We start from the raw sequence: 18,726 nt of genomic DNA on the forward strand, positions 1-18,726 counted from the left end.
GAGAAAGAGACCATGGATTATCTTTGTCCCCTCTGTCAGCAGCCATTAACGCTGGTTCATCACAGCTGGCGCTGCGCGCAACAACATCAGTTTGATCGGGCAAAAGAGGGCTACGTTAATCTGTTGCCGGTGCAGCATAAGCGCTCCAAAGAGCCCGGCGACAGCGCAGAAATGATGCAGGCGCGTCGGCAATTTCTGGATGCCGGTTACTATCAGCCGCTACAGCAGAGAGTGGCTTCTTTATTAACGCAACAGTTATCTGCGCAAGCCAGCATACTGGATATTGGCTGTGGCGAAGGTTATTACACTGCAGCGGTGGCCGATGCGTCGGGAGAGCAGGCCAGCGTTTGCGGGCTGGATGTGGCTAAGGTAGCAATTCGGGCTGCGGCAAAACGCTATCGGCATATCGATTTTTGCGTTGCGTCCAGTCATCGTCTGCCTTTTGCCGATGCTTCCCTGGACGGTGTTTTACGCATTTACGCGCCCTGTAAGGCGGAAGAGCTGGCGCGCGTGATCCGCAGCGGGGGCTGTTTGTTAACCGTAACGCCTGGTCCACGCCATCTGCTGCAGTTCAAAGCGCTGATCTATTCGCAGGTGAGATTGCATGATACGCAGCAGGAAGTGCTGCCAGGATTTACGCTGGAACTGGAACAGCAGCTGGCGTATCCGTTAACGTTAAGCGGTGCGGATGCGGTAACGCTGCTGCAAATGACGCCGTTTGCCTGGCGCGCCAGCGCGGACGTATGGCAAGCGCTACGCGACAGTGCGCAATTCAGCAGCGAGGCGGATTTTATTGTGCGTCTTTGGCGCCGTAGTTAATTGAAAATGTCAGGCAAAATGCGTCCAGAGGATCTGCGCGCCAATGGCAATCAGCACTGCGCCGCCGAGCAGTTCAGCACGCTTGCCCAGCAGCGGGCCGATCAGGCGCCCGATTAGCATACCAATAGTGGTCATGGTAAAGGTAGAGAGGCCAATCAGCAGCGCGGTCAGAACAATATTGACCTGCATAAACGCCAGACTCACGCCAATGGCCATCGCATCCAGGCTGGTGGCGATAGCGGTGGTGACCAACAGGCCCAGTCCATGCTGTTTTACCGGTTCACAAGGCGCTGCCGTGACGGGCTGCTGGCGGCAGCCTTCAATCAGCATACGTCCGCCTAAAAAGCAGAGCAGGGTAAAAGCGATCCAGTGATCCCAGCGGGCAACGAAGTGGGTAGCGAACTGGCCAAGCGACCAGCCCACCAGCGGCGTCAGGGTTTCAATAACCCCAAAAATGAGCCCGGTGCGCAGCGCTTCGCGTAATTGTGGACGTTGCAGGGCGGCGCCTTTACCGATGGCGACGGCAAACGCATCCATTGACATGCCAAAGGCAAGAATAAGCAGAGCGGAAAAAGTCATCGAAGTCGTAACCTCGGCTGGGAATACCATAACCTGACGCGCCTTCCCAACCAGACAGGCACATCGGTCAATGGTCTCGCCTACCGTAAAAGGTCGCACGCGCCACGTTGCTGTAACAACGAGTATGTTGACAGGTGCATTTCTGTATTAATAACAGAAATCGGCTACTCCCCAAGAACGGCGCTCACCTTACCACATTATCTTTTGTCTTCAAAATAAAAATAGTGTCACGACAGCTTGTATGGATATTATATGTTGCGCTGATAACAGCAGGTAAAAATAATCCTGATAATGTTAAGGGAATGATGATGAAATAAAAAAGGCACACACTTTATGTGCAATGTTATAGCCTGTTGAATATGCCTTTTGCTATATTTTATCTTATTGATTTTCAATCATTACATGGTGGATTTTTTCCAGATCGTCCAGTTCCCTGACCCTGATTAACAGGTTTCGTTGTTCCAGTTGAATAACCAGAATGCCATCCTCTGATAAATTCATACCTTTTATACGGTCATAATTAACCCAGGCATTCTCGAAGAAAAGCCCCTGCTTTTTTAGTAATAACTGCGGGGTGCGGATCCATGAGAGATAAACCGAAACGACAATGAGTGCCATCAATAATGTCGTGGTTATTACCGGTCCCTGTTGGGCTACGTTATTATAAATAAGAATCATTATCAGGGCGATAAAAATAATATTATCGACTTTGCTGCGGCGCTGTAGGGGAACCTGCAGCAGCGTTGGGCCGTGACGACGTGGCATCATCCACTGATCGTAAACGGCGTACAGCAGCAGCAGAGCGATAAACAGCACCAGAACAATGTCAGTTAATGACATAAAGACTCCTCAGATAACGCCGGCAGAGGGAGCTGAATAAAAAAACGGCCAGCCGTGGCAAGCGACTGACCTTCTGAAGCGCGGGTTACAGGCCCAGCAGGCCAATCCAGTAACCGAAAATCCCGATAGCAAAGAAGCCAATGATGATCCACAGCGCATTCACTTTGCGACGTAACAGCCACATACAGCCAAAAGTGAGCAGCAGCGGTACCAGCCCCGGCATCAGCTGATCCAGAATTGTTTGTACCGTGGTAACGGTGGTTTGACCGGTTTGGTCGGTAATACGTGAAACCACCAGCGGGATGTTAACATGAGTCCACTTGTTAACCAGCGCCCCCATAACAAACAGGCCGAGAATTGACGCCCCCTCCGTAAGCTTTTGCAGGAAGCCGCCACCCATATCATTAACGATATCTACCCCTTTTTTGTAGCCATACGCCACGCCGTAGTAACGAAACAGCAGACGTACCGCGTTAAACAGCACAAAGAACAGTAGCGGGCCAAGCAAACTGCCGGTCATGGCGATACCGGCACCCAGCGCAGCGAAGACCGGACGCATGGTGCCCCAGAATATGGGATCGCCGACACCCGCCAACGGTCCCATCAGGCCCACTTTGATGCCGTTGATCGCGGCATCGTCAATGGGCGCGCCATTGGCCCGCTGCTCTTCCATCGCCAGCGTGACGCCCAGAATAGGCGCGGCCGGATAGGGATGAGTATTAAAAAACTCCAGGTGACGCCTGATGGCCTGACGACGCTCTTCGTTATTTTCCGGGTAGAGCCGACGGATAGCGGGGACCATCGAGAAGCAGAAGCCCAGCGCCTGCATACGTTCGAAATTCCATGAGCCCTGAAAAAGATTGGAGCGCAGAAAGACGCTACGCACATCGCCGCGCGTCAGTTTTTTTGCCGTTGCTGTAGTTGTATCTACCATTTGCATACCCCTTAATCTAATTCGTTATCCAGGTCGTTCCGGGCCGGGCCTGAGGCAGGCGCAGCGCCACCAGCGGCACGGTTATATTTGGGACTGAGCTGAATATAGAGCGCAGCCATTACCGCGCCAATCACGCCCAGCGCAACCAGGTTGAAATCGGTAAAGGCGGCGGTAACAAAGCCCAGGTAGAAAAACGGCATCAGATAGCCAGCGCGCATCATATTAATTACCATCGCGTAGCCCACGACCACAATCATGCCGCCCGCAATATTCAGACCGTTGGTAACCACTTCCGGGATGGCGTTCAGCATATTCTGGACCGCGTCGGTACCTACCGATACCGCCACAATCACTGCGGGGATAGCGATACGCATTGCCTGCAGAATCAGCGCGGTGACGTGGATCCATGAAATGGCGGTGAGGTTACCTTTATCGGCCGCTTTATCTGCCGCGTGCTGGAAAGCAACGGTGATGGTACGCACGATAATGGTTAAAACCTGACCTGCAGCGGCCAGAGGGATCGCCAGGGCGATACCGGCACCGATGCTCTGACCGCCGGCAATCACCAGGATGGTGGAAATGATCGAGGCCAGCGCGGCGTCTGGTGCGACGGCTGCGCCGATATTCATCCAGCCCAGCGCGATCATCTCCAGCGTACCGCCGATAATGATGCCGGTTTTCATATCGCCCAGCACGGCGCCGATTAAGGTACAGGCGACCAGCGGCCGGTGAAACTGGAACTCATCCAGAATGGATTCCACACCGGCAATACAGGCGACAATAAACACCAGCGCAATTTGTAGAGTGGTGACTTCCATTGCACTTCTCCTGTGACAGAGTAAAACTGCATGAAACCTGAAATATCAGGCGCGTGGGATGGCGATCAGTGGTTCATTTTGGCGATCAGGTCCATCATTTTCAGTCGTGGATCGTTGGAGACTTTTCTGACTTCCAGTTCGATACTGCGAGCGTTGAGTTTTTTAAACGCTTCGATATCGTTGTCATCCACAGAAACAGCGTTGTTGACCTGCGTTTTCCCCTGGCGGAAGGCCATGCCGCCAATGTTGACTGATTTCACCTCAACGCCTTGCTCAACGACCCGCACTACATCGGTCGGATTGGTGAACAGCAGCATGACGCGATCGTGGGCATACTTCGGGTTATTCCAGACGCGTACCATTTTATCGACATCCACCACGTGTGCGCTGACGCCTGGCGGCGCCACCTGGGTGAGCAGTGTTTTACGCACCTTATCGGCTGCCACTTCATCACTAACGACGATGATGCGGTTGACGTTGGTCTCCTTGGTCCAGCGCGTCGCTACCTGACCATGGATCAGACGGTCATCAATACGCACCAGGCCGATTTTCATATGATCTTCCGGGCCCAGCACCGGCTGCGGCGCGGCTGAACGCGCAGGGGCCGCTGGCGCCGCAACCGGTTCAGGCGCTTTGGCTTTCAGCGCTTTCACGCCTTCACGGCCGGTTTCCACCGCAATGGCGACCAGCTCGTCAAACGCAGGATCGTCATCCCGAGCCATCAGGGTTTCCACCAGCATAGGAATATTGACGCCCGCGATAACCTCATGTTGCTCTTTATCCACGACGATACGGCTCGCCGCGTTGAACGGACTCCCTCCCCAGGTGTCGACCAGAAAAAGCACGCCTTTGCTGGTATCGAGCTCAGCGAGACGCGCGTGGTATTTTTCAATCAGGGTTTCAGCATTTTCACCGGGCACGAAATCGATCCAGCCAATGTTTTGCTGCTCACCTAATAGCATTTCGGCGGTTTTGAGCAGCTGCTCCGCCGCCCAACCGTGTGTGCCGATTACAATAGCAATAGTCACTTGCTACCTCCGTTTTCATTATTGAGCGATTCAGTCCAAAACCGATTCGCCAACGTTGTTATCCGGGCGTTGCTGTTTCAACGGTAATGAACATGCAGGCCTTACCGTCAGCGGAGCGCTTCTTTTTATATAACTGACAACCTAAAGATAACTTCGGGATTTATTTTAGTGAGTGAAAAAATAAATTTTGTGACCCGCCTCAGTTATTTACAGGCTTATCATTTCGATACGAATAATTAATAGAAGTAATCAAGATGCGTAAATTTTTATTAACTATGAGAAATTATTTTGACGACCCTGGGGCAACTGCTAATATCATTGCCTCTTTTTCAATACAGGAGTAACGGGCCTCAGCCCTCCCTATGGACTGTCACCGACGTCTTTTATTCACACCACCGGGTCATCCGGCTTCTTTGTTAACGCCTTCTGGCGTCACTCTTGGTTCTGCTTTCCTGTTCTGCCGCGCTACGGTTATTGAACCCGGCGTTCGGTTTTCCTGCTGCATTTTTCGGAGTCTGTAATGGAATTTCTTTTAGACCCTTCGATTTGGGCCGGTCTGCTGACGCTTATTGTTCTGGAGATCGTGCTGGGGATTGATAACCTGGTTTTTATCGCTATCCTCGCCGATAAGCTGCCGCCAAAGGAGCGTGACAAAGCGCGTCTGATTGGCCTGTCGCTGGCGCTGCTGATGCGTCTGGGCCTGCTGTCGTTAATCTCCTGGATGGTAACCCTGACGCGACCACTGTTTAGCATTGGGCAGTTTAGCTTTGCCGGACGCGATCTTATTCTGCTGGCGGGCGGTTTCTTTTTGCTGTTCAAGGCCACGATGGAGCTGCATGAGCGGCTGGAAAACCATCCGCACAACAGCAACGGTAATAAAAGCTACGCCAGCTTCTGGGCGGTGGTGGCTCAGATTGTGGTGCTGGACGCTGTTTTCTCGCTGGATGCGGTCATTACCGCCGTGGGTATGGTGAATCATCTGCCGGTGATGATGACCGCCGTGGTGATCGCGATGGGCGTTATGCTGCTGGCCTCCAAACCGCTAACAAATTTCGTGAATGCGCATCCAACCGTGGTGGTGCTCTGTCTGAGCTTCCTGCTGATGATTGGTCTGAGCCTGGTCGCAGAAGGGTTTGGTTTCCATATTCCTAAAGGGTATCTCTATGCGGCGATTGGCTTCTCGATTCTGATTGAGTTGTTCAACCAGATCGCCCGGCGTAATTTTATCCGTCATCAGTCGCATCGCCCCATGCGTGAACGTACCGCAGAGGCGATCTTACGTCTGATGGGCGGACGTCGTGGCGGGGCAGCAAACGTGGAAGCGGGGCAGAGTACCGTAGAAAACCCGAAGCTGCCGCAGGAAACCTTCAAGGATGAAGAACGTTATATGATCAACGGCGTATTAACGCTGGCCTCACGCTCGATTCGCAGCATCATGACGCCACGCGGAGAAATTTCCTGGGTGGATGCCACTAAGCCGCTGGATGAGATCCGCATGCAGTTGCTGGATACGCCGCACAGCCTGTTCCCGGTTTGCCGTGGCGAGCTGGATGAGGTTATCGGCATCGTGCGTGCCAAAGATCTGCTGGTGGCGCTGGAGCAGGGCATGAATATTCATACTTTCGCTGCCTCATCGCCGCCGCTGATCGTGCCGGAAACGCTGGACCCCATTAACTTACTGGGCGTGCTGCGACGGGCAAAAGGCAGCTTTGTGCTGGTGACCAATGAATTTGGTGTGGTACAGGGGCTGGTGACGCCGCTGGATGTGCTGGAAGCGATCGCCGGTGAGTTCCCGGATGAAGATGAAACGCCAGATATTGTTGTTGATGGCGATAGCTGGCTGGCAAAAGGCGGCACCGATTTGCATTCGCTACAGCAGCGGCTGGACTACTTCGATCTGGTTAAGCCGGGCGATGATTACGCTTCGCTGGCCGGCCTGCTGATTGCACAGAAAGGTCAACTGCCGCTGCCGGGAGAGACGATCGATATGCCGCCGTTGCATTTCATGATTGTCGAAGCGACCGATTATCGTATCGATCTGGTGCGTATCATCAAGGATCGGCCGCAGGACGAAGAAGAAAGTTAATGCGATAGCCGGGACAGCGGGTCCCGGCAGTTACTCTGGCAGGCTGGCCTGATGCTGGGCCAGCCATGCCGGAAACGCCTCCAGCGGCATCGGACGAGCATAGTAGTAGCCCTGTAAGGTATCCACACCGCGCTGGCGCAAATAGCTGGCCTGCTCGGCGGTTTCCACGCCTTCCGCCACCAGCCTGATATGCAGGCGCTGCGCCAGAGAAATCACCATATCAGTTACCGTTGCGTTAATCGCATCGGTGCCAATGGCAGCGGTAAAAATCTTATCCAGCTTCAACACATCCGGGCTTAAGGTTCTCAGATAGGAAAGCGAGCTGTGGCCGGTGCCAAAATCGTCAATCGCGACCCTGATGCCTGACTGTTGCAGCTGCGCCACCACACTCTGATCCATCAACGGCAACGCATCACGCTCCGTTAACTCCACCACTAATCGTGGTAGCGGATTAGCTGGCCACCAGATTTTTTGCAAGTCATCAATGATGGCCTGGTTATGGAAATGGCTGGCGGCAACGTTAATAGCAATATGAAAATCAGCGGTCTGCGGCAGCTGCGGCAAATGGCGCACGGTTTCGTTAAGGACAAAGCGGGTCAGTGGGGCAATAAGATTGTGACGCTCGGCCAGCGGAATAAACAGATCCGGCGGTATCCAGCCCTGACGCGAGTTATGCCAGCGTAACAAAAGCTCAATGCCGTCGCAGTTACCGGTGCGGCTATCGATAAGCGGCTGGCAGTAAACCATAAATTCATGCGCAGAGAGACCATAGCCGATTTGCCAGGAGAAGCTCATGCGGTTAGCTGTCGCCAGCCAGACAATATAGCCGGTTAGCAGGCTAAGCAGCAGGGCGAGCGGCAGCTGTGAAGGCAGTGACAGCAGAGCCAACTGGGTGGGTGCTGGCCCGTACAGGATAATGGTAAAAGGGTAGCGCAACGAACTCTGTTGATAGCCGACTTCACCTTCTGCCGGGCGGGTATTTTCAATTAGCGGATTACCGTACTCCAGGCTTTTGCCACCGATATTAAACACCGCGCGCTCTACCCAGGGCTGCGTTGGCTCCAGCAGATAACGGCTCATCAATTCGATATTGATGACCTGCAAAATGCCGCTGCGATTATCCAGCGAACTGGCGGTCCAGAGCAGTAAAATCGGCGATCCTTTGATCAGAACGTTGTCCACGCCCAGCGTCATGCGCTGATTATCTACTGCCAGCTCGGGGTAAGCTTCATTGAAGATGAGCGATTGTTCGCCAAACACGCTGGAGCAGTAAACACGATTCTTATCCACTAACAGGATGGCGCGTACGGTTTGCATGGCGGAGATTTTTTCATGCAGCAAAAAGCGAATATCGTTGCATTTAAGTCCAACCAGGCCGACGGTGTTATTTGCTGCTACGTCCAGCGGTGAGAAAAGGCGATCGAAACGCTGAATAGCGTTACTGGCAAACTGTTGCGACTGCTGCTCTATCCGCTTTTTTTCTTCTAAGTAGCGAAAGGTTAGTGTAAGGATAAGCACCAGTGCAGCGACTATCGACGCGATAAACAGCCTTTTACGGCGAAGTTGTCCAATAATCTGCTGGGATATTTGCATCCGTAGCCACCCTTTACACCCAAATAAAATTCCGACATTTCCATATCGGCATCAGCAGCATTAAGTTTAGCGACGTTGGAGAAAAAGACGCGTCTGTAGGAGTAAGCGTTGAGCCTCAGAGAGCAACAGCAAGCCGTCCCGGCTGAATCATGTTGCGGGCGTGATGAAGCGACCTGAAAGGGGAATTAATACAAGGAGGCTGTGCAGGCAGGGCGGCACCTGATATCCATGCGCGGACAGCCAGGCACCTTATCATAAGCCAGAGCCGCGCTCCAAACGCGGCTCAGACGAGCGATATTTAATCGCACTGCACCTTGATTGCCAGTCCGCCGCGTGAGGTTTCGCGGTATTTGGCGTTCATATCTTTGCCGGTCTCGTACATCGTCTCGATCACTTTATCCAGCGACACACGCGGCTCGCTGGTACGGCGCAGCGCCATGCGCGCCGAGTTGATCGCTTTTACCGAAGCGATAGCGTTACGCTCGATGCAGGGAACCTGCACCTGACCGGCAACCGGATCGCAGGTCAGACCAAGGTTATGCTCCATACCGATCTCTGCAGCAACGCATACCTGTTCCGGGCTGGCGCCCAACAGCTCTGCCAGGCCTGCCGCCGCCATGGAGCAGGCCACGCCCACTTCGCCCTGACAGCCGACTTCCGCGCCGGAGATGGAAGCATTCATTTTATACAGCGTGCCGACAGCACCCGATGCCAGAAAATAGCGAATGAAAATATCGGGGCTTACCGATTCGATAAAATGATCGTAATAGGCCAGTACCGCAGGCACGATGCCGCAGGCACCGTTAGTCGGCGCAGTCACAACGCGTCCACCGGCAGCGTTCTCTTCATTCACCGCCAGTGCAAACATATTCACCCAGTCGATAACGATCATCGGATCGTTAGAGTGCTTGCCGGAAGAGACCAGCATCCGGCGCAGCGCAGCCGCACGGCGCGGAACCCGTAGCGGGCCAGGCAGTACGCCTTCGGTATTCAGTCCACGATCGATACAGTCGCGCATCGTCTGCCAGACGGCAGCAAAATAGCTCTCGATCTCCTGGCGGCTATGCAACGCCAGCTCATTCTTCATCACCAGGCCGGATACAGAAAGCCCGGTCTCGCGGCAGTGCGCCAGCAGCTCTTTCGCTGAGTTAAACGCATAAGGCACCGAAACTTCATCCAGCACCGGTTCGCCAAAATGCTCGTCATCCACGATAAAACCGCCGCCAATGGAGTAATAGGTTTTACTGTAGATGCAGGTTTCGCCAGCGAACGCATGGATGCGCATAGCGTTTTCATGGCGAGAAAGGTTTTCACTGCGGAAATTCATGCCGCCTTCGCGCGGAAAATCGACCTCATGCTGACCGTTTGCCAGCAGCAGACGCTCGCGCTGTTCAACATCACGAATAAAGGCAGGGATCGCATCAATATCCACGCTTTCAGGCGAGGCGCCGGAAAGCCCCATAATAATGGCGATATCGGTATGGTGTCCTTTACCGGTGAGCGAAAGCGAGCCGTAAACCTCCACGGCGATGCGCGTAACGTCCAATAGCCGGTTATCCCGGCTCAAATCATCGACAAACTGTTTGCCGGCTTTCATTGGGCCCAGGGTATGGGAACTCGACGGGCCAATGCCGATCTTAAACATGTCGAAAACGCTAATCACGCTATACGCTCCTTAACTATTAATCTCGCAGCACAATGCACTGCCTGTATACCTGTCATGCTTCACGTTAAAGCCGAACGAAAACCCGTTGTGCTTGCTGGCTGCCTGAACCTGATTAATGCGAAACACCTCAGAAACTTCCTGATGAGTCAGCGCGCCAAATATAACTATTTTGTGGGAATAGGGAAGTGATTTGGATCGCTAACCCAGGAAAATTTAGTGAAAAATCACGGAAAGGGTGCTTTTTGCCCAACATTTATTTGGTTATCACGTCGCCAGTTCCGGCATTATCTGTAAGCTAAGCTGGCGGATAATGCCGGCCGTCATGCCCCAGACAAAATAGTCCTGATACCAGGATAGCCAGACCTGATGCGTCATGCCTTCACGGTGAATCTCCAGCGACGTATAGCGCGAAAGACGCAGCGCCTCCTGCAATGGCATTTCAAAAATGGCATCCACTTCATCAGCGCTGGGCTGGAGCGGCAGATCGGGCGGAATAATCCCCACTACCGGCGTTACCTGAAAGCCGCTGCTGCTGCCTACCACGGGTAAGGTGCCAATAAGACGCACATCCTGCGCCTGCAGCGCGATCTCTTCCTGTGCCTCACGCAATGCGGTAAAGTACAGGGAGGGATCGCTGGCATCACGCATGCCGCCGGGAAAAGCCACCTGACCTGCATGCTTGCGCAGCCAGGGCGCGCGGCGCGTAAGCAGCAGCCCCGGTTCGGGACGGGCAACAATCGGCACCAGTACCGCCGCCTGGCGACGGGCGAGTAAAAAACCGGGCGACGGCGGCGGGGGCTGGAGCTGGAAGCGGGTCAGAAAACTATCAAGCGTCAGCGGCAGGGTCATCAGGCGCGCCATCCTCCAGCAACGGTAAAATGCGGCCCAGCTTATGCAGCGTCTCCTGATATTCCAGTTCCGCCTCGCTGTCGGCAACGATACCGCCGCCTGCCGCACAGTAAAGCTGACCGCGTTCCGCAATCAGCGTGCGAATGGTAATGCTGCTGTCCATTCTGCCGCAGCAGCTCAGATAACCGATGCTGCCACACCAGGCGTTACGGCGCTGCGGCTCTAACGCTTCAATAATCTCCATGGCTCGTACCTTGGGGGCACCGGTAATCGATCCGCCCGGAAAGCAGGCGCGCAGCAGATCGCAGGCGCTCAGCTCCGGCTTCAGGCGGGCGCGGATAGTGCTGACCAGATGATGAACGGCAGGAAAAGGCTCAACCACAAACAGCTCCGGTACCCGCACGCTGCCGGGCACCGCGACGCGGCCAATATCATTACGCAGCAGGTCGACAATCATCAGGTTCTCGGCGCGATCCTTTTCCGATTCCGCCAGTTTGCGCGCCTGCAGCCGATCGGCCTGCTCATCCGCCAGACGCGGTAGCGTCCCCTTAATGGGCCGGGTTTCGATAACATCGTGCTTTAACGAAAGGAAACGCTCCGGCGACAGGCTAAGAATAGCGCTATCCGGCAAACGTAAAAAGGCGCTAAAGGGCGCACGGTTACTCTCATTAAGCCGCTGGAACGCCTGCCATTCATTGCCTTCATAGCTTGCCTGAAAGCGTTGCGCCAGATTGACCTGATAGCAGTCGCCAGCCTGCAGCCAGGCCTGAATACGCTCGAAACGCTCACGGTAGCCTTCCGGCGTCATGTTTGACTGCCAGCGGCAGGTCAGACGAAACGGCGCAGCGATCGGTGGCGGCAGGCTATTCAGCCAGCGTAGCCGCGCATCTGCGGGCTGATGATCGACCAGCGTAAGCGTTTGTTGCTGATGGTCAGCAATCAATGCCCAGTTATAGATGCCTGTCGCCATATCTGGCGTGGCGATATCCGCAATGGCCTGCTGCGGCAGGCGCTCAAACCGGCGGCCTAAATCATAACCAAACAGGCCAAGCGCGCCGCCCTGAAACGGCAAATCGTCACGCGGCGCAACCGCAGAGAGCAGGCTGGCCTGTTCTGCCTGCAGCAAGCTCAGCGGATCTGCTGCTGATTCCGTGACAACGTCACCTTTACGGATGCGGGTTACCTCTCCGCGCGTCTCCAGCGTCGCAACAGGATCAGCCACCATAATATCGAAACGGCTGTCAGGATGATCGGCAGAACCGGAGCTAAGCAGCATTGCCCAGGGCAAATGGGCAACGCGATCAAAGAGTTCAGAAAGCGCATCAGGCGTATAGGGTAAAGCGTGGTAGACTACAGGCATCACTTTTAGCAGCGTTAGTGGTGGTCAAACGGCAAGCCTGGCATATTTTTTCGCTGCTGGCATCTATTTGTTTACCGTAAAATATTCATGCGGCTGACCAACAACGCGCGCGAAATTCAGGCACGTTGTTGTCCGTTTCAATTAATAACAGGAGCCATTATGTCTACAGGTTTACCGGCGTTAAGCCATGAACAGCAGCAACAGGCGGTGGAGCGTATCCACAAACTGATGGCCGAAGGAATGAGTAGCGGAGAGGCCATTACCCGTGTGGCTCAGGAGATCCGCCAGACGCATACTGGCGGACATGTCGCAGCACTCTTTGAAGAAGATGAGGATGATGAGGCCTGATCAGGCGGGATTGAGCGCGGCAATAATTTTAATTTCTACTTTATATTTTGGGTTCATTAAACCGGCCTGAACGGTGCAGCGCACCGGGGCGTTGTCTGGTGAAACCCAGGCATCCCAGGCCCGGTTCATCGCGGCAAAATCCGCCTTATCAACCAGAAAAATAGTGGCGTCCAGAATGCGGCTTTTATCTGAACCCACGCGAGTCAGCAACCGGTCGATAACCGCCAGCGCATTCGCCGTTTGCGCTTCAGCATCTTCATCCAGATTCTCCGGCACGCTGGTGTAATAGACGGTATCGTTGTGGATCACCGCTTCCGACATACGATGTTCAGGATCAATACGGGTAACTGACATAGCTTATTTCCTTATTCCGTTTTTTCGCCGTTAGCCTGGCACAGTTAAGCCCGCGCTGTCATCAAAATGAGGGCGGGGTGATGCTTTTGCCGCCAGCCGTTCGAATGATTTCAGGTATAATCAGGCCGTTTTAACGCAACCAGAGAGGATATGTGGCAGACGATTTTGCAGCCGATGGCGCTTTAGCGCAGGCAATACCCGGTTTCCGGCCGCGCGAGGCGCAGCAGCAGATGGCCGTAGCGGTCACGCAGGCGATTGATCAACGTGGCGAGCTGGTAGTAGAAGCGGGAACCGGCACGGGAAAAACCTACGCCTACCTGGTGCCGGTATTACGTGCCGGCAAGAAAGCGATTATCTCCACCGGATCAAAAGCGTTACAGGATCAGCTTTACAGCCGCGATCTGCCAAAAGTGGCGAAGGCGCTGGCGTATAAAGGTAAAACGGCGTTGCTGAAAGGGCGCTCTAACTATCTCTGCCTGGAGCGGCTGGAACAGCAGAGCATGACCGGCGGCGAGCTGACCGTCCAGACCCTCAGCGATCTGGTTTATCTGCGCCGCTGGGCCAGCGAAACGTCGGATGGCGACATCAGCGGCTATAGCGGCGTGGCGGAAGACAGTGCAATCTGGCCGCTGGTGACCAGCACCAACGATAACTGCCTCGGTAATGATTGTCCGCTCTATAAAGATTGCTTTGTGGTCAAGGCGCGTCGTCGGGCGATGGATGCCGACGTAGTAGTGGTCAATCACCATCTATTCCTGGCAGATATGGTGGTTAAAGAGAGCGGATTTGCTGAGCTGATCCCCGAAGCGGATGTGATGATCTTCGACGAAGCGCATCAGGTGCCCGATATCGCCAGCCAATATTTTGGTCAACAGCTCACCAGCCGGCAGCTGCTGGATCTGGCGAAAGATATTACCATCGCCTATCGCACCGAAGTGCGCGACGTCCAGCAGCTGCAAAAAGCGGCCGACCGGCTGGCGCAAAGCGCTCAGGATTTCCGTCTGGCGTTAGGCGATCCCGGTTTTCGCGGCAATCTGCGCGAGATCCTCAATGACCGTGATGTACAGCGCGCCCTGACATTGCTGGATGATGCGCTGGAGCTGTGTTATGACGTGGCGAAAATGTCGCTGGGACGCTCGGCGCTGCTGGACGCCGCCTTCGAGCGTGCTTCACAGTATCGTAATCGCCTGAAGCGGTTAAAAAATATTAGCGAGCCTGGCTTCAGCTACTGGTATGAATGTAGCTCACGACATTTTGTGCTGGCGCTGACGCCGCTTTCGGTTGCCGAGCGCTTTCGTGAAGTGATCAGCGAACGCCCGGCTGCCTGGATCTTTACCTCTGCCACGCTGGCGGTAAACGAAAAAATGACCCACTTTATGGATCGGCTTGGCGTGCATCAGGCGCAAAGCATGATCCTGAACAGTCCGTTTGACTATGCGCGTCAGGCTTTGCTCTGTGTACCGCGCGATCTGCCGTCGCCTAACCAACCGGGCGGAGCTAAACAGTTGGCGCGCCGCCTGCTGCCACTGATCGAAGCGAATAATGGCCGCTGCTTTTTCCTCTGTACTTCACATCAGATGATGCGTGCGCTGGCGGAGGAGTTCCGCGCCAGTCTGACGCTGCCGGTGCTGCTGCAGGGCGAAACGGGCAAAGCGCAGCTGCTGAAACAGTTTATTGAGGCGGGCAACGCGCTGCTGGTGGCAACCAGCAGCTTCTGGGAAGGGGTGGATGTTCCCGGCGATGCGCTGTCGCTGGTGATTATCGATAAACTGCCCTTTACCTCGCCAGACGATCCCCTGCTGAAGGCGCGTATGGAGGATTGTCGTCTGCGCGGAGGCGATCCTTTTGATGAGGTGCAGTTGCCCGATGCGGTGATCACCCTGAAGCAGGGCGTTGGACGCCTGATCCGCGATGTGGAAGATCGTGGCGTGCTGGTTATTTGCGATAACCGCCTGGTAATGCGGCCTTATGGCGCGGTATTTCTTAATAGCCTGCCGCCAACGCCGCGTACCCGCGATCTGCAGCAGGCGGTCAGCTTCCTGCATCGTCCCGATGAGAAGTAATTCCCTGGTGGCTGTGCTAAGATGCGCGCCGAAAAAAATTTCTCGCCTGAGGTTGTTATGTCCGCGCGAATTTTAGCTCTTGATACTGCTACTGAAGCCTGTTCGGTAGCGCTGTTGCTGGACGGTGTCGTTGACGCCCATTTTGAACTTTGCGCACGCGAGCATACGCAGCGTATTCTGCCAATGGTAGAAGAGATGCTGACGCGCCATCAGATGACGCTGTCGCAGCTGGACGCGCTGGCATTCGGTCGTGGGCCGGGCAGTTTTACCGGCGTACGCATCGGCATCGGCATTGCGCAGGGACTGGCGTTTGGCGCAGGCCTGCCGCTGCTGGGTGTTTCCACGCTGATGACCATGGCGGAAGCTGCCTGGCAGCGTCATGGCGCTCGCCGCGTGCTGGCGGCGATTGATGCGCGCATGGGAGAAGTCTACTGGGCGGAATATCAGCGTGCTGATGATGGTCAGTGGCAGGGCGCAGCGAGTGAGGCGGTGCTGAAGCCGGAAGCGGCGCTGGCGCGGATGCAGCAGCTTTCTGGCGAATGGATGACGGTTGGCACCGGCTGGGCCGCCTGGCCACATCTGGTGACGGAAAGCCCACTGACGCTGCACGCCAGCGATATTACCCTGCCTGCGGCGGAGGCGATGTTGCCGTTGGCACAGCAGCTCTGGCAGCAGGGCGCTGCCTTACCGCCGGAGCAGGTGGAACCCGCCTATTTACGCAATGAAGTGGCATGGAAAAAACTACCGGGACGCGAATAGACTGGCGGCAACTTATTTATTACGCAATAGTCTAATCAGGCAGGTTTCTGGAGAAAGCTATGCGTAAATATCTTAATAACAAAACAGCTCTGCTGGTAGCTACGCTGCTGTTGGCCGGCTGCGTGACCGTCCCGGATACCGTTAAAGGTCGTTCGCCTGTGCCGCAGCAGGATTTGCTGCGGGTTATGAACGCCCCTCAGCTTTATGTCGGACAGGAGGCGCGCTTCGGCGGTAAGGTGGTAAAAGTCACTAACCTTAACGGCCGCACGCGACTGGAAATCGCCACTCAGCCGCTGGATGACACCGCGCGGCCCCGGTTGAATGCCGCCTCGGTTGGCCGTATCTGGGCCGATATCAACGGCTTTGTCGATCCAGTTGATGTAAATAACCAAATGGTAACGGTGGTCGGCACCATCAGGGGCAGTGAAAAAGGCGAGATCGGTAAGGCCAGCTACAACTTTGTGGTGGTCGATGTCGCTGGCTATCAACGCTGGCGTTTGCAGCAGCAGGTTGTTATGCCAATGCAGCCGATCGATCCCTGGATCTGGTATGGTCCGGGACGTCATCATGCTGGTTTCTGGGGGCCAGGCCCCTGGGGCAACTATTACAATTCCGGTCCGGTACAGGTGCAAACTATCCTGACGGAATAAACATCCTGGTAGTAATGATTAGCGGCCCGGTCGCCTATTATGTGACCGGGCCATTTTATTGTTAAAAAACAAAAAAATTTAGTGATGGGCTTCGCAGCCTGAACGGCAGGTGTTAGTCATACTGGTACAATGAGTTAAAATATTGTTAACAACAGCGGGCCGAGGCTGCGATGGCGAATAAATATGATTTCCGAGGTGAATCCTTGAATAAGGTCTGGCTGAACCGTTACCCCGCCGATGTACCGGCGGAGATCAATGCCGATCGTTATACGTCGCTTATCGATCTTTTTGAGCAGGCTTCCCAGCGTTACGCCGATCGTCCTGCTTTTATTAATATGGGTCAGGCGATGAGCTTCCGTAAGCTGGAGCAGCGTAGCCGGGCGTTTGCCGCCTATTTGCAGCAAACGCTGGGGCTAAGCAAAGGCGATAGGGTGGCCATTATGATGCCTAATCTGCTGCAATATCCGATTGCGCTGTTTGGCATACTGCGGGCCGGTATGGTAGTGGTGAATGTAAACCCGCTCTATACCCCGCGCGAGCTGGAACATCAGCTGAATGACAGCGGCGCGAAAGCGATCGTTATTGTTTCTAACTTTGCCCATACGCTGGAAAAAGTTGTGGCGAAAACCTCGGTCAGGCACGTTATTCTGACCCGTCTGGGCGATCAGCTTTCGCCCGCGAAAGCCACGCTGGTCAATTTTGTTGTGAAATATATCAAGCGGCTGGTACCGAAATATAACCTGCCGGATGCGGTTTCATTTCGCAGCGTACTGCAGCAGGGTGCACAGCTGGATTATTTCCGACCGGAACTACAGAATGACGATCTGGCTTTTTTGCAATATACCGGCGGCACCACCGGTGTTGCCAAAGGCGCCATGCTTACCCACCGCAATATGCAGGCTAATCTTGAGCAAACCAAAGCCACCTATGGCTCACTGCTGCGCGACGGCAAAGAGCTGGTGGTCACGGCGCTGCCGCTCTACCACATCTTTGCGCTGACCGTAAATTGCCTGTTATTTATTGAGCTCGGCGGGCAAAATTTGTTGATTACCAACCCGCGTGATATTCCCGGCTTTATAAAAGAGCTGAGCAAATATCCTTTTACCGCCATCACCGGAGTGAATACGTTATTTAACGCCCTGCTGAATGATAAAAATTTCCAGCAGCTCGATTTTTCCACGCTGCGTCTGTCGGCGGGCGGGGGGATGTCGGTACAGAAAGCGGTGGCGGAGCGCTGGGAAAAGCTGACCGGGCACTATCTGCTGGAAGGGTATGGGCTGACCGAATGTTCGCCGCTGGTTTCGGTTAACCCCTATGATATTACCTGTCATAACGGCAGCATCGGTCTGCCGGTGCCCTCTACCGAGATCAAGCTGGTGAATGACAACGGCGTGGAAGTGGGAACAGGAGAGCCGGGCGAGCTCTGTATCAAAGGGCCGCAGGTTATGACCGGCTACTGGCAGCGTCCGGATGCCACCGATGAAGTGCTAAAAGAGGGCTGGCTCTATAGCGGCGATATCGTTACCGTCGATGAAGAGGGCTTTTTGCGTATCGTGGATCGTAAAAAAGATATGATTCTGGTTTCCGGCTTCAATGTCTATCCGAACGAGATTGAAGATGTGGTCATGCAACATCCGAAAGTGCGCGAAGCGGCGGCCATTGGCGTACCAAGTGAACTTTCTGGCGAAGCGGTGAAAATCTGTATCGTGAAAAAGGATCCCTCTTTGACCAAAGATGAGCTGATTGCCCACTGTCGACGTCATCTCACCGGTTATAAGGTGCCGAAAATCGTTGAGTTTCGCGAAGAGCTACCTAAAACCAATGTGGGTAAAATTCTGCGACGCGCGTTGCGTGACGAGATAAATAAAGCGCCTGCCGTCTGATGCCGCGAGTATGTTAAGCTATGGATGTAAGCGCCGGTTAATCCGGCGTTTTCATTGTATTCATCAGCATTAGCAACGCAAACGTACCGCTGGCAAG

17 protein-coding genes are annotated in these 18,726 nt (G+C 54.5%); 7 read left to right on the forward strand and 10 right to left on the reverse strand.

Annotated elements, in window-relative coordinates; translation table 11 throughout:
• Window positions 1-12 precede the first annotated feature (12 nt).
• Window positions 13-819: a 23S rRNA (guanine(745)-N(1))-methyltransferase gene (gene rlmA, locus ACQE3Z_RS04415; RefSeq protein WP_426972369.1), complete on the forward strand. Its 807-nt coding sequence runs from the start codon at window positions 13-15 to the stop codon at window positions 817-819.
• A 9-nt stretch (window positions 820-828) separates the two neighbouring features.
• Here rlmA and mntP read toward each other — a convergent pair whose 3' ends face one another.
• The 5 genes from mntP to manX all read right to left on the reverse strand — a co-directional run bounded on the left by mntP (window position 829) and on the right by manX (window position 5,018).
• Entirely contained in the window at window positions 829-1,398 is a 570-nt protein-coding gene (mntP, locus tag ACQE3Z_RS04420) for a manganese efflux pump MntP (protein ID WP_085072344.1), read from the reverse strand.
• Window positions 1,399-1,779: 381 nt separating this feature from the next.
• Window positions 1,780-2,238 carry a DUF986 family protein gene (locus ACQE3Z_RS04425; RefSeq protein WP_426972370.1) on the reverse strand — a complete coding sequence of 153 codons (459 nt, stop codon included), beginning with the start codon at window positions 2,236-2,238 and terminating at the stop codon, window positions 1,780-1,782.
• Window positions 2,239-2,323: 85 nt separating this feature from the next.
• Window positions 2,324-3,172: a PTS mannose transporter subunit IID gene (locus tag ACQE3Z_RS04430; protein WP_426972372.1), complete on the reverse strand. Its 849-nt coding sequence runs from the start codon at window positions 3,170-3,172 to the stop codon at window positions 2,324-2,326.
• Window positions 3,173-3,183: 11 nt separating this feature from the next.
• On the reverse strand, window positions 3,184-3,990 hold the full coding sequence (locus ACQE3Z_RS04435) for a PTS mannose/fructose/sorbose transporter subunit IIC (RefSeq protein ID WP_085071510.1): 807 nt from the start codon (window positions 3,988-3,990) through the stop codon (window positions 3,184-3,186).
• A gap of 65 nt (window positions 3,991-4,055) precedes the next feature.
• On the reverse strand, window positions 4,056-5,018 hold the full coding sequence (gene manX / locus ACQE3Z_RS04440; RefSeq protein WP_426972373.1) for a PTS mannose transporter subunit IIAB: 963 nt from the start codon (window positions 5,016-5,018) through the stop codon (window positions 4,056-4,058).
• A 520-nt stretch (window positions 5,019-5,538) separates the two neighbouring features.
• Here manX and ACQE3Z_RS04445 point away from each other — a divergent pair.
• Window positions 5,539-7,104 carry a TerC family protein gene (locus tag ACQE3Z_RS04445; RefSeq protein WP_426972375.1) on the forward strand — a complete coding sequence of 522 codons (1,566 nt, stop codon included), beginning with the start codon at window positions 5,539-5,541 and terminating at the stop codon, window positions 7,102-7,104.
• Between the two features lie 30 nt (window positions 7,105-7,134).
• Here the strand turns inward: ACQE3Z_RS04445 and ACQE3Z_RS04450 are convergent, their stop codons facing one another.
• The 4 genes from ACQE3Z_RS04450 to pabB form a co-directional block, all read right to left on the reverse strand.
• The gene (locus ACQE3Z_RS04450; protein WP_426972377.1) at window positions 7,135-8,697 is read right to left on the reverse strand and encodes an EAL domain-containing protein; all 1,563 of its coding nucleotides are present in this window, start codon (window positions 8,695-8,697) and stop codon (window positions 7,135-7,137) included.
• Window positions 8,698-8,995: 298 nt separating this feature from the next.
• Window positions 8,996-10,360 (reverse strand): L-serine ammonia-lyase, encoded by a 1,365-nt coding sequence (locus tag ACQE3Z_RS04455; protein ID WP_085071514.1) that lies wholly within the window; start codon window positions 10,358-10,360, stop codon window positions 8,996-8,998.
• 267 nt (window positions 10,361-10,627) lie between these two features.
• Complete coding sequence (locus ACQE3Z_RS04460; protein WP_426973058.1) at window positions 10,628-11,215, reverse strand: CoA pyrophosphatase; 588 nt, start codon at window positions 11,213-11,215, stop codon at window positions 10,628-10,630.
• Window positions 11,190-12,572, reverse strand: coding sequence for an aminodeoxychorismate synthase component 1 (gene pabB, locus ACQE3Z_RS04465; RefSeq protein WP_426973059.1), 1,383 nt, complete (start codon window positions 12,570-12,572; stop codon window positions 11,190-11,192). Before pabB ends, ACQE3Z_RS04460 begins: the two co-directional genes overlap by 26 nt.
• 159 nt (window positions 12,573-12,731) lie before the next feature.
• Here pabB and ACQE3Z_RS04470 point away from each other — a divergent pair, with 159 nt between their 5' ends.
• On the forward strand, window positions 12,732-12,920 hold the full coding sequence (locus ACQE3Z_RS04470) for a YoaH family protein (RefSeq protein ID WP_085071516.1): 189 nt from the start codon (window positions 12,732-12,734) through the stop codon (window positions 12,918-12,920).
• On the opposite strand, the gene ACQE3Z_RS04475 is transcribed toward ACQE3Z_RS04470, so the two are convergent.
• A complete protein-coding gene (locus ACQE3Z_RS04475; RefSeq protein ID WP_085071517.1) occupies window positions 12,921-13,274 on the reverse strand; it encodes a RidA family protein in 354 nt (117 codons plus the stop codon).
• Window positions 13,275-13,426: 152 nt separating this feature from the next.
• On the opposite strand from ACQE3Z_RS04475, the gene ACQE3Z_RS04480 reads away from it, so the two are divergent.
• The 4 genes from ACQE3Z_RS04480 to fadD all read left to right on the forward strand — a co-directional run bounded on the left by ACQE3Z_RS04480 (window position 13,427) and on the right by fadD (window position 18,629).
• Window positions 13,427-15,337: an ATP-dependent DNA helicase gene (locus ACQE3Z_RS04480; RefSeq protein ID WP_426972378.1), complete on the forward strand. Its 1,911-nt coding sequence runs from the start codon at window positions 13,427-13,429 to the stop codon at window positions 15,335-15,337.
• 57 nt (window positions 15,338-15,394) lie between these two features.
• Window positions 15,395-16,096 (forward strand): tRNA (adenosine(37)-N6)-threonylcarbamoyltransferase complex dimerization subunit type 1 TsaB, encoded by a 702-nt coding sequence (gene tsaB, locus ACQE3Z_RS04485; protein WP_426972380.1) that lies wholly within the window; start codon window positions 15,395-15,397, stop codon window positions 16,094-16,096.
• 59 nt (window positions 16,097-16,155) lie between these two features.
• A complete protein-coding gene (locus ACQE3Z_RS04490) occupies window positions 16,156-16,746 on the forward strand; it encodes a Slp family lipoprotein (RefSeq protein WP_426972382.1) in 591 nt (196 codons plus the stop codon).
• A 203-nt stretch (window positions 16,747-16,949) separates the two neighbouring features.
• On the forward strand, window positions 16,950-18,629 hold the full coding sequence (gene fadD, locus ACQE3Z_RS04495; protein WP_426972383.1) for a long-chain-fatty-acid--CoA ligase FadD: 1,680 nt from the start codon (window positions 16,950-16,952) through the stop codon (window positions 18,627-18,629).
• Window positions 18,630-18,726: the final 97 nt, after the last annotated feature.

It is taken from the genome of Pantoea sp. FN0307, assembly GCF_050113815.1.
Taxonomy (GTDB): Bacteria; Pseudomonadota; Gammaproteobacteria; order Enterobacterales; family Enterobacteriaceae; genus Mixta; species Mixta alhagi.

Bases quoted from the DNA above. Each gene is read 5' to 3' on its own strand.
- rlmA (WP_426972369.1), top strand. From the start codon at position 13: ATGGATTATCTTTGTCCCCTCTGTCAGCAGCCATTAACGCTGGTTCAT.
- mntP (WP_085072344.1), bottom strand. From the start codon at position 1,398: ATGACTTTTTCCGCTCTGCTTATTCTTGCCTTTGGCATGTCAATGGAT.
- ACQE3Z_RS04425 (WP_426972370.1), bottom strand. From the start codon at position 2,238: ATGTCATTAACTGACATTGTTCTGGTGCTGTTTATCGCTCTGCTGCTG.
- ACQE3Z_RS04430 (WP_426972372.1), bottom strand. From the start codon at position 3,172: ATGGTAGATACAACTACAGCAACGGCAAAAAAACTGACGCGCGGCGAT.
- ACQE3Z_RS04435 (WP_085071510.1), bottom strand. From the start codon at position 3,990: ATGGAAGTCACCACTCTACAAATTGCGCTGGTGTTTATTGTCGCCTGT.
- ACQE3Z_RS04445 (WP_426972375.1), top strand. From the start codon at position 5,539: ATGGAATTTCTTTTAGACCCTTCGATTTGGGCCGGTCTGCTGACGCTT.
- ACQE3Z_RS04450 (WP_426972377.1), bottom strand. From the start codon at position 8,697: ATGCAAATATCCCAGCAGATTATTGGACAACTTCGCCGTAAAAGGCTG.
- pabB (WP_426973059.1), bottom strand. From the start codon at position 12,572: ATGCCTGTAGTCTACCACGCTTTACCCTATACGCCTGATGCGCTTTCT.
- ACQE3Z_RS04470 (WP_085071516.1), top strand. From the start codon at position 12,732: ATGTCTACAGGTTTACCGGCGTTAAGCCATGAACAGCAGCAACAGGCG.
- ACQE3Z_RS04475 (WP_085071517.1), bottom strand. From the start codon at position 13,274: ATGTCAGTTACCCGTATTGATCCTGAACATCGTATGTCGGAAGCGGTG.
- tsaB (WP_426972380.1), top strand. From the start codon at position 15,395: ATGTCCGCGCGAATTTTAGCTCTTGATACTGCTACTGAAGCCTGTTCG.
- ACQE3Z_RS04490 (WP_426972382.1), top strand. From the start codon at position 16,156: ATGCGTAAATATCTTAATAACAAAACAGCTCTGCTGGTAGCTACGCTG.